Source organism: Vibrio sp. 704 (assembly GCF_033339295.1).
This window is the reverse complement of sequence record NZ_JAWOUH010000174.1, coordinates 1-943: the sequence shown is the minus strand read 5'-3', so window position 1 is coordinate 943 and position 943 is coordinate 1. Positions and strand designations below refer to the sequence as shown.

Genomic DNA, 943 nt, shown 5'->3' with positions numbered 1-943 from the left:
GGTTATGAAGGCTTTAACCGTGCGCTTAATGCTAGTCGTCCAATTGGTTCGTTGGTCAAGCCGGCAATTTACCTGACCGCGCTTGAACAGCCAGACAAATACAATTTGGGGACGACGCTGCACGACACGCCTCTAAGTTTGAAAGGTAGCAAAGGCTCGGTATGGACTCCGCGTAACTACGACCGTAAATATCGTGGTGATGTGCCACTTTACCTTGCGCTTGCGAAGTCATTGAATGTACCAACGGTAAGGTGGGGGATGGAGCTTGGTATTCCTGAAGTGTCTGGCACGCTTGAACGCTTAGGCGTCAACAAAGATGAGATTCGTCCTGTGCCTTCTATGTTCTTGGGCTCGTTTTCATTGACGCCATTTGAAGTGGCGCAAATGTACCAAACACTGACTAACTCGGGTAAACGTGCTAAGTTGACCGCGCTTCGTTCCGTCATCGATATGGACGGTAACGTGCTTTATCAATCGTTGCCTCGCTCCTCTCGCGCGGTTGATGAACAAGCGGCTTGGCTAACGACTTACGCGATGAAACAAGGTGTCGCACAAGGTACGGGCCGCTACCTTCAAAGCCAATTCGCTTGGGCTGCGTTGGCGGGTAAAACGGGCACCAGTAACGATACTCGTGATAGCTGGTTTGTCGGGATTGATGGTCGTGAAGTGACGACCATTTGGCTAGGCCGTGATGACAACAAGCCAATCAACCTTACGGGGTCAAGCGGTGCATTGCGTGTTTACGCGGAATACTTGGCGCAGCGAATTCCTGAGCGTTTGGAGCTGCCTTGGCCTAAAGAAGTGACGACGCTTGGCTTTAAACCGACCTGCAACGGTGGTTTAGAGATGAATTGCCGCAGCGATTACAAACTTCCAGTATGGGATAAAACGGGTCAAATCAAACAACAGTGTGAGAAAAAATCTAACTGGTTGAATAGTTTGT

The 943-nt window shown here is 49.9% G+C and carries 1 protein-coding gene; it reads left to right on the top strand.

What is annotated here, in order from left to right:
* Positions 1-943, top strand: a 943-nt coding sequence (locus R7R24_RS25240) for a penicillin-binding transpeptidase domain-containing protein (protein ID WP_318119852.1), incomplete at both ends; no start/stop codon positions are given.